This window comes from Levilactobacillus cerevisiae, from assembly GCF_003946245.1.
GTDB lineage: Bacteria > Bacillota > Bacilli > Lactobacillales > Lactobacillaceae > Levilactobacillus > Levilactobacillus cerevisiae.
This window is the reverse complement of record NZ_RHNN01000048.1, coordinates 1-10,101: the sequence shown is the minus strand read 5'-3', so window position 1 is coordinate 10,101 and position 10,101 is coordinate 1. Positions and strand designations below refer to the sequence as shown.

8 protein-coding genes and 2 pseudogenes are annotated in these 10,101 nt (G+C 43.7%); 8 read left to right on the top strand and 2 right to left on the bottom strand.

The genetic code is table 11. The annotated features are described in order from the left end of the window. Positions 1-100 precede the first annotated feature (100 nt). The 5 genes and pseudogenes from EKM99_RS15030 (at position 101) to EKM99_RS15005 (ending at position 5,055) form a co-directional block, all read left to right on the top strand. Positions 101-2,053 (top strand): S53 family peptidase, encoded by a 1,953-nt coding sequence (locus EKM99_RS15030; protein ID WP_125584151.1) that lies wholly within the window; start codon positions 101-103, stop codon positions 2,051-2,053. Between the two features lie 111 nt (positions 2,054-2,164). Further along, positions 2,165-2,746 (top strand): recombinase family protein, encoded by a 582-nt coding sequence (locus EKM99_RS15025; protein ID WP_125584150.1) that lies wholly within the window; start codon positions 2,165-2,167, stop codon positions 2,744-2,746. A gap of 148 nt (positions 2,747-2,894) precedes the next feature. After that, positions 2,895-3,044, top strand: a pseudogene (locus EKM99_RS15020) (DNA adenine methylase); the annotation flags it as partial. A gap of 99 nt (positions 3,045-3,143) precedes the next feature. Continuing rightward, on the top strand, positions 3,144-4,130 hold the full coding sequence (locus EKM99_RS15010; protein ID WP_191982121.1) for an IS30 family transposase: 987 nt from the start codon (positions 3,144-3,146) through the stop codon (positions 4,128-4,130). Positions 4,131-4,206: 76 nt separating this feature from the next. Then, positions 4,207-5,055 carry a glycosyltransferase gene (locus EKM99_RS15005; protein WP_225419886.1) on the top strand — a complete coding sequence of 283 codons (849 nt, stop codon included), beginning with the start codon at positions 4,207-4,209 and terminating at the stop codon, positions 5,053-5,055. 271 nt (positions 5,056-5,326) lie between these two features. On the opposite strand, the gene EKM99_RS15000 is transcribed toward EKM99_RS15005, so the two are convergent. Continuing rightward, positions 5,327-7,078, bottom strand: a complete 1,752-nt coding sequence (locus EKM99_RS15000) for an ABC transporter ATP-binding protein (protein ID WP_125584149.1) — start codon at positions 7,076-7,078, stop codon at positions 5,327-5,329. Between the two features lie 214 nt (positions 7,079-7,292). Here EKM99_RS15000 and EKM99_RS14995 point away from each other — a divergent pair, with 214 nt between their 5' ends. Genes EKM99_RS14995 through EKM99_RS14985 form a run of 3 tightly spaced genes read left to right on the top strand, consistent with a single transcriptional unit; the run spans position 7,293 to position 9,900 of the window. Beyond that, complete coding sequence (locus EKM99_RS14995; protein ID WP_125584148.1) at positions 7,293-8,069, top strand: 1-acyl-sn-glycerol-3-phosphate acyltransferase; 777 nt, start codon at positions 7,293-7,295, stop codon at positions 8,067-8,069. A gap of 17 nt (positions 8,070-8,086) precedes the next feature. Then, a complete protein-coding gene (locus EKM99_RS14990; protein ID WP_056986358.1) occupies positions 8,087-9,037 on the top strand; it encodes a glycosyltransferase family 8 protein in 951 nt (316 codons plus the stop codon). Then, a complete protein-coding gene (locus EKM99_RS14985; protein ID WP_125584147.1) occupies positions 9,034-9,900 on the top strand; it encodes a lysophospholipid acyltransferase family protein in 867 nt (288 codons plus the stop codon). Before EKM99_RS14990 ends, EKM99_RS14985 begins: the two co-directional genes overlap by 4 nt. Before the next feature lie 104 nt (positions 9,901-10,004). Here the strand turns inward: EKM99_RS14985 and EKM99_RS14980 are convergent. Beyond that, positions 10,005-10,101 (bottom strand): annotated as a pseudogene (locus tag EKM99_RS14980) (IS30 family transposase); the annotation flags it as partial.

Below are 10,101 nucleotides of genomic sequence, written 5' to 3'. Positions count from 1 at the left end.
AATGCCTGAACTAGCTTAGCAACTAGACCACTTCTAAGAATAGATTCTTAGTGTTGCACTTGATTTGACAATTGAGGAAACTAGATTATTTTAGAAAAGAGTGATTATTTTGAGGGGAAAACAACTTATTATTGCGACCTTAAGCGGTTTTCTGGTTCTGGGAACTGGTTTTACCGCTAATGCCAAGGCCAAGAAAGCAGACAATCGATCAACCGTCGTTAACGTTGCTTTTAAAGTATCCAACGAAACCGACTTAACCAATTACGTTTATGATACGGTTGATCCAAATTCAGCCAACTATCATAAGTATCTGTCACCAAGTGAGTTTGCTCAAAAATTCGGTCAATCCGATAGCTATATTTCATCATTTAAAAGCTATTTAAATCGATATCATCTAAGAACTTATACGTACCCCGGTAATCTTTCCCTAAAGATTCGGGGAACCAAAGCTAATGTCAATAAAGCTTTTAAAGCTAAATATGTCAAAGAAAAGGGTCATGAATCAAAAACAACCTATAAACTGCCAGGTAAGCTGTCCAAGCAAGTAGTTGCAGTAATTGGTGTTTACGCACCAAACCCCAAGACCAAAAAAGCAGCCAAGAAAACACCTGCCAAAAAGAAAGCGGCAAAAAAAGCAGCTTATATTCCGTCAATTTTAAAAAGTGCTGATGTTCCCGTCAGCGATAACAAGCCGAACACTAATGTCACCGGCAATGCGTTTTCTAAAAAATACGGTGCCCTTAAGTTCGCTGACCGTTACCAATTAAATAACCTTTACGATAATGGGCTTGAAGGTCAAGGACAGCGTATCGGCATTATCAGTGATAGTATTGTTCACAATCAGGATTTAAAAATCTATTGGGCACAAAACGGTATCCATGACAATCCAAACCGAATTCACCGTATCTATACAATTGATAATCGAAAAGCAATGCAAAAAGAATCCAAAATCGGTGGAACTATTCCCAAAACAGAGGCTGCCCTTGATGTTGAATCTGCAAGCTCTGTGGCACCCAAAGCCGATATCGATATCTACAGTGGCTATTCCAATAATAATTTGACCAGCCTTCCAAGCGCTTATTACACATCGTTTATGCAGGCGATTTCTAATGACCTTGATCATCAAATTTCTACCAGTTATTCGCCCGCGATAGAGTCTCTTGGCGGTTGGGATGATCATAGTGCAACCCTTGCCAACTACAACCATGCGCTAAATTTAATGTTTGAGCAGGCAGCAACCGAGGGCATTACCGTTTTTCAAGCTAGTGGCGATTCAGGACCATATGCGATGGGCGGACTAAAAGAACAACATTCCTTTTCTACATCCCCCTATCAAGTAATTGTTGGTGGAACAACTTTACCATACACACAGAAGATCCATCACAAAACGATTACAGTTACCAAGGAACGGGCATTAGGCGATATTGACCATCCATCCGAACCCTTCTTTGGCGGTTTTTACGAGATCCTAAAGGGGATTTTCCATGGGAGTGGCGGTGGCTTTTCCGCATTAAACCCAACACCACGCTACCAACAGGGTATTCCAGGCGTAAACACCTTTAGAGCGATTACCTTGTTAAATTACCGTCCCCAAACCCATCTTTACACCATTAATCCTCATCCAAAGATTCTGACAGGTACGCATACTGGCCGAAATTTACCGGATGTCTCTGGGAATGCGGACAAGCAAACCGGATACGCCACCTATTTTTCCAGTGACATGTCTACCGGATCGGATTCAAAAGGTAAGCCCATTTTGAAAAAATATTGGCTCATCGGTGGTGGTACCAGTTATACCTCTCCTCAAATGGCGGCAGCTAACGCCATCATGAACAGCGGCCGGACGACGTCAATCGGTTTCTGGAATTCACAAATTTATAAATTTGCACAACAAACAGATACACCATTCAATCCTTTAAACGACGCCAATAATAACAATAATCTATTCTATACAGGTCAACCAGGAACCTTATATAATCAAGCAACCGGACTTGGTACAATTAACTTCGACAAACTTTATCAAGATTTCAATAACCAAGACGCAAGTCAATAGTTAACAGACAAATAAGCGGCCAATAGGGTATACCCTAGTGGCCTTTTTTGCTTCTGTGCTATACTAGGAATTACAAATGTTCATTAGAGCTGTCCAAAAGGAGAGGTGGAAATGGCTAAAATCGGTTATGCGCGTGTGAGTTCCAAGGAGCAACATTTAGATCGACAGTTAGCGGCTTTAAGAGACGTTGATAAATTATTTACGGATAAATTAAGTGGGGCTAACACTAAGCGGCCAGAATTGCAAAAAATGCTCGCCTATGTTCGCGAGGGTGATATTGTCCTGGTCACTGAATTAGATCGCTTAGGCCGAAACAACCAGGACTTAACTAAGATCATGAACACCATTCAAAATAAGGGGACCACCCTAGATGTGTTAAACTTGCCGTCCATGACAGGGATTGCGGATCCTAATTTACGCCAGCTCATGACGAATCTCATTATTGAACTGTATAAATATCAAGCTGAAAGCGAACGTAAGCGGATCATTGAACGGCAGCAACAAGGGATTGCCCTCGCTAAACAGCAGGGTAAATATCATGGTCGGAAACCTCAATATGCCGAAGATGATCCCCGTTTACTACATGCTTTTAAACTTTACCAGACGGGCATGAGTGATGTAGATGTTGCCCGTAATACCGGGATTAAACGGACAACCTTTATCAGATACCGAAAGAAATTCGATGTGCATTGAACCGGTTTACATGAGATAATCAGAATAGATTAGAAGCCCTGAAACAGGCGTAAAATAACAAATGCTTAAAAATGATGCTACTGGAAGTTGGTCGCATCTTTAATTAGTATTTAAATTAAAAATTAGAATCTAAAGGAGAACTTATATAATGACAATACACAAGAATCCTTTAGTTAAGCCCTTTGTCAAATGGGCTGGGGGAAAGCGACAATTATTACCAGAGATAAAACGTTATTTGCCGTCAAAAATTAAAAATTATTACGAACCATTCGTGGGAGGGGGCGCTGTTTTTTTAGATGGCGAATTTACAATTGAAATGCAACACAAAGTAAAAAAATAAACCCATACCGGGTAGAATATGTTTAACGACCAAATCAAACAATTCGAGGTATCCGGTATGAGCTATAAACATCTTACTATAAAAGAACGTGAAATACTTATGTTTTTACGAGCTAAGGGGTTATCTATCCGGGCTGTTGCGTTACGGCTGGGGCGAAATCCAAGCACTATTTCACGGGAGTTAAAACGTTGTGCAGGTAATTATTCCCCAAGCAAAGCAGATAATGACTATCATCAAAAGCGGCAGAATTGTCACAAGAAGCGGCTATTAGACAGCCATCCACAATTACGCCGTCAAATTGTTCATTACATCTTAGATCTGCACTGGTCACCAGAGCAGATTACCGCTCGCTTTAATAAGGAACATCAATGGTGTGTTAGCTACAACACAATTTACCGTCATATCTATCAACACAATTTAGGTGAGAAGTACTCCTCACGTGGTGATACCGGTATTCAGCGCCATCTCAGACATAAACATCGGACTCGGCATTCAAAGAATACTAGACGACATCGAGAAGTACAGACCGACTATATCTCGATCCATGAGCGCCCTGGTTTTATCAACCAGCGTCAACGTATAGGTGACTGGGAAATTGATACTGTGATTGGTCGAACGGGTCACTCCATCCTTTTAACGATTGTCGATCGGCTTAGTCGGCTTACGCTTATCAAAAAGGTTGTGCAAAAGGACTCGCAGGAGATAAATAAAGGCTTAGTTGAACTGTTAGGGGCCATTCCTAAAGAATTTGTTCATTCTATTACACCAGATCATGGGACCGAATTTCTTCATCTTGATGAAATCAGCGAAAGGTTAGGTGTTACTGTCTATTGGCCCGATCCATATTCGCCTGAACAGCGTGGAACAAATGAGAATACAAATGGATTAATCCGGGAATATTTTCCCAAGCGAACAGATATTGATAATTATACAGAACAGGACGTTGAACACTGCCAAAAGCAGTTAAATCAACGTCCTCGCAAAGTGTTAAACTATGAAACCCCATATGAAGTATTTTTTGACAAACCGTTGCACTTAGTTTGACAATTCGCCGTTGCCATTTCTCTGGAAATATGACACACTTTGATTGATGAGACACGAATTGGGGGATGAATGCGGTTTGGATATTTTATACTGTGGAGATGACCACATGTTTTCGGGGTTGATTATTTCAATCCTCTCACTGACAAAACACGCGCAAGAACCACTCAACATCTACATTTTAACTGGACAATTGTATAATCGTCATCAGCAATTTCAAGCGCTGACTGACGATCACGCAGCCTTTTTGAATCAACTGGTCAAGCGGGAAAATGTCGATAGTGGCGTTACCAAAATTGACATTACCACTCAGTTTGAGGCGGATTTGCCCAAGGCGAACATCAACACGTTATTCACGCCCTATAGTATGTTGCGGCTGTATAGTGATTTGGTGCCGCAATTTTCCGATCGGATTCTGTATTTGGACGCTGACGTTGTGTGTCGCCGGCCGTTTGAAGATTTTTATCATCAATCACTGGCAGGAACTGATTTTGTTGGCGTATTGGATCATTACGGTCGTTGGTTCTTCCATCATCAACAGAGAGCATTTGATTACATTAACTCGGGGATGCTCCTGATGAACCTGGATATGATCCGACAAGACAAATTACTGGCCCGCTGCCGGGAATGCTGCCGAAAATGGCCGATGATTATGCCGGACCAGTCCGCGATGAATAAGCTGGCCAAGCACAAGGCTTTTGCCCCTGAAAAATACAATGAGCAACAGGATGTTCAATCTGACACCGTTTTTCAGCATTTCTCCACCCGCTGGAAATTATGGCCGATCGTCCACACGGTTTCGGTCAAGCCTTGGGAAGTTGATAAAGTTCACCAGCAACTTCATTTGCATGAATATGATGATATTTTAGCCGAGTATCAGGAGATTATGGCTGAATTGGATGCTGAAGGGGAATTGGAAACTGAGTGAGGGTGCGATGCGAGATGTGTTGCTCTTAGAATCTTAATGAACGAGCTGATTATTCCTGTTTTTGGAATGATTGGCTCTTTTTATATTTTGTCTTGATTGGATTGGTGTGCAGGAAGTGGAAGAATTATCGATTGGTTGGTGGGGTTAGGGGATTTTGAGATCCCTCCGGCCTTTAAAATACGCTCCGACGCAACTGAGGCTAACTTCTAAGTGCACTTTAATTAAAGTCCCAAACCCAGGGACTTCAATCAAAGTACCCTTAGAAACCGCCTCACCCGTTGCTCGTCGCGCTCTGATTTTTCACATACTCCCTATACAAAGGAGTCGTTTTCACTAACTGTTGGTGGGTTCCCTGGCCCGTTACCCTGCCGTTTTCTATGAAATAAATTTCGTCGGCGTTGGTAATTGTGCTTAGCCTGTGGGCGATCACCAATGTTGTTCGATTGGCCATCAACTGGTCCAGCGCTTTTTGGACCATCATTTCGGACTCAGAATCCAGGCTCGCCGTTGCTTCATCCAACATTAAGATTTTTGGATTACGCAGGAAGGCCCGGGCAATCGCCAATCGTTGGCGTTGGCCCCCCGATACCTTGACTCCACGCTCACCGACTTCCGTGTCCAAGCCCCGAGGCATCTTCTGGACAAATTGCGTTGCGTAAGCCATTTCCAAGACATGCCAAAGCTGTTCATCGGAAAAATGCCCCGGCAAACCATAGGTTAAATTGTAACGAATCGTTCCAGACATGATCGCAGCGTCTTGGCCGACCAGGCCGATTTGCTGGCGCCAATCGGCAAGTTGAATATCAGTAATATTGGTATTGCCAATCGTGATGCTGCCCTCGTTAGGTTCATAAAAACGTTCAATTAAGCTGAAAATGGTTGATTTGCCACCGCCGGATGGTCCGGCAAAGGCAATGACCAAATTGGGTTCTGCCGTAAACGACACGTCGGATAAAATGGGGTGATGCTGATCATAAGAAAAACTGACGTGGTTCATCTGAAGTGTTTGATCGCCAATATCCAAATCCGTTCCAGTCAGACGATCTTCTTCATGAGTTTGCAATAATGCCTGGATTCGAGTGGTTGAGCCACTTGCCTTGGCAACATCAGACATGAATTGGCCGAGAACCGCAAATGGACTAATCATTTGAACCAGGTACATCAGAAATGAAAATAAGGTCCCAATATCAATGGCACCTTCCCGAACCCGGATCGCACCATAGCCCAGAATTCCCAGGACCATGGCCATCATGACCATGCCCATTACAGGTCCGGCAATTGAATCATAGATCGCTTCTTTTAACCCGATGCGATAAAGGCGATACATCCGTTTATCGCCGGCTGTTCGTTCTAAGTTTTCTGCGGTAGACGATTTGACTAGACGGACTTCGCCCAGCATTTCACCGGCTTTACCATTGAGATCTGCCAGTGCGTCCTGTCTCGCTCTGGCAACTTTTTGGGATTGGCGGACAATTGGCAGCAGGCAGATCAAGACGAGCGGAACGGCGATAAACATAATGATAGTCATCCGCCAGTCCATGATGAGCATTAAGACCAATGCGCCAACCAGTTGCAGAATCGAAGTTGCGGTTTTGGGAACCGAATTGGCCAACAGTTCCTTGACCTGTGTGGAATCATTGACCAACCTGGACGTTATTTCGCCAGATTTGGTTTGGTCAAAATAACCCACCGGCAGGGTTAAGATTTTATCCCAAAGTGTTGTTCGCAGCTTATAGACGACGTCTTCACCGAAGAAGCCTAAAATACTGCCGGAAAAGGCTCCAATAATGGTACTGAAAACGAATAGTAAAATGACGGCAACGATTAGGCCGACATCCATTGAATGACCGATTGAGTTGATGATCCCCTTGGCGATGCCGGGAACCATCAATTGCATCGCCGTTGCGACAACTCCTAGAAAAAAGCCAAGCAGCAGTTGCCAGTAACGGGGGTGAATTCGGTTGATTAGGCCCATAAATGTTTTAAAGTTAAACTTGGTATTGTTCTTGGACTGAGCTTGCATCAAAATTATCCCCTAAATTCTTCTAATGATGTGTATACATCCATTGTTATCCCAAATATCCTAGCATAGCAAGCCTTAATTTTACACCAATTTCATCATTTAAAGGGCGATTTTTAGTGAATTGCCATTTTTAAATGATGAAATAATGTCATATTTGGGGTAGAATGGTTCTGTTCATGATTTTAACTTCTCGGAAGAAAGGATGACATTGGTAATGACTAAACGGACATCAAAAGTGTTTACGTATCATGATTTTGATGATGACGTGGTCTTTACCAAAAATCAAAATGCCACCATTCCTGAGGGCTACATTTGGCTGCATCAAAATTGGTTTTACCGCGTAACGGCGACGGTCGTCTACTGGGTGGCGGTTGTTGTCAGCTTCGTTTATTGTCGGCTGTATTTGCGGACGTCTTTTCGAAACAAACGGTGTCTGCGCACCCAAGGCAAACGGGGCGCCTTCATTTATGCCAACCATACCCAGCCGCTGGGGGATGCACTTTTACCGATGCTGGTCGCAATACCCCGGCGGGCGTATCCGATTGCGGAACCTGCCAACCTTGGTATTCCAATCGTCGGTCGTCTCTTGACGATGGGTGGTGCGTTGATCCTACCCGCGAAATTATCACAAATGATCCAATTCCAGCGGGCGATGAATGCTCGATTGGACCAGCATCAACGAGTGTTTATCTATCCCGAAGCCCATGTTTGGCCGTATTACACCAAGATTCGTCCGTTTCCAGTTGGCGCATTCCATTATCCAGTCGCTGCCGACCTGCCCAGCTACAGCATGACGATTACATATCAAAAAGGCCGACTGTTGAGCCGACCCAAGCAGGTGGTATACTTCGACGGTCTGTTTATGCCGGACAAGTCACTTCCGCGTAAACAACGCCAACAAAAACTCCACGATCAGATTCATGCCCAAATGGTGACCCGCAGTCACCAAAGCAACGTGTCATTTATGACCTACCAGCATCAATCACATTAATTTAAGGGGGATTCATTATGGAAAATCAAACCGTGCCAATTTTTTACGCTGTCGATGACAATTATGCACCTTATCTGGCAGTTTCACTGGCTTCACTGGTCGCGCATACATCACCGGACAGGCATTACCAGGTGATTGTGTTGTGTGATGATCTCAATACCGACAATCAAGGGCGGCTTAAAGCCTTTGAAACGGACAACCTCAAAATTCAGTTTGTTTCAATTAATGATCGCTTGAAGCAAGAAATTACTGATAAGAATAACAAACTACGCAGTGACTACTTTACCTTTACAATTTATTTCCGGCTGTTTATTGCTGAATTGTTCCCCAAATTGGATAAGGCGCTCTACCTGGATGCGGACACGGTGGTTTTAAAGGACGTGGGTGAATTATTTGATACCCAGCTGGGGGATAACCTGGTTGGCGCAGTGCCGGATCACTTCATCGGCCACACTCCGGAAATGATTGACTATGCTGAACAAGCCGTTGGGATTGATTCACAGAAATACGTTTGTTCCGGCGTGTTGTTGATGAACCTGGCTGAAATGCGCCGTTTAAAATTCGCTGAACACTTTTTGCAGCTCTTGAACAAGTACCATTTCAAGTGTTTGGCCCCGGATCAGGACTACATGAATGCCATCGCGAGAAATCGAATTTATTATTTGAACCCGTCATGGCACATCCAAATCACCACGCCACAGGATGTTGACCCCTGGCTGATTCACTATAACTTATTTGCCAAGCCGTGGCGCTATGATGATGCCCCTCGACAAAGCTATTTTTGGACCTATGCCAAACAAACCGATTACGAGACCATGTTAAAACAGCAGCTCGCAGATATGAATCCTAAAGAAGTTGCCCGTGATCAGAAGAATCAGTCCGATTTGATGCAATTAGCCGTTGATATTATTAAGACCCCAACGACATTTTACGCCATGGCCAAGCAAGGAGTAAAAATTGCCCTATGACTTTTACACCGGTAAAGCTTGGCGAGCGTGACAAAGTGATTCAAAACATTGCTGAAAACGTCCGTCAGGGAAAATTTAATCAAAAAGTCGAACTACATGATCCAGTACTGACACTTACCGAGCAGCATGAGGTGTTGGACCACTTCTTGAAGCTTCACCAAACTAAACGTTATCATTGGCGGGCAGCCGAAGTCCGGTCGGTCATGAATATGGCTGCGAGGATGATGAATCCCAATTTAAAAGTTGAGGGGACTGACAATTTAAAGGCATTGGAATGGCCGGCAATCATTACCTGTAACCACTTTTTTAGCCCGATTGACAACCTGCTGGTTCGATCAGCCCTGAATCAACCTGATTTGTCGGTTGTCGTTGAGCTCACCAACCTTAAAATGCCCGGGATGCTGGGATTTTTTATGACATACGCTGATACGATACCTGTCAGCGACAGCGTCAATTACATGGGCAAGGGGTTTATTGCCCTTTTGCAAAGTAGCTTGGCACGCAAACAGTCAATTCTAATTTATCCGGAACGGGAAATGTGGTTCAACTATCGCAAACCGCGGCCGCTTGAACGGGGAGCGTACTACTACGCCGTTAGATTGAATGTGCCAATCGTGTCCTGCTTTGTTTCGATGGTTGACGCCCCGACCAAATCGGATCCGCATGGCATCAATTATACGGTCCATGTGTTACCGCCAATTTATCCGGATGCGGTCGAAAAGTCGGCCACATCACAGCGGGAAGCTGCCGAAAAGATGCGCCAAATTGATTACCAACAAAAAGTTGCTGCCTATGAAAAGGCCTATGATCGTCAATTCACTAAGGATTTTAGTCCAGACGACATTGCTGGTCATTATCAATAACTAAATGGACAACAAAAAGGCATGACCGTGAACAAAATGATCTTTCATTCACAGTCATACCTTTTTTAGGGTCGAATAACGAATTAGTTAGGTAGATTGCAAATTTAATCCGAATTTTTGGACAAATTTGTCAGCATAACCTGATACGGTGTTTGCCAGTCGAGTATTTTAAGCGGTCGCTGGTTAATTTGGAGTAACGTC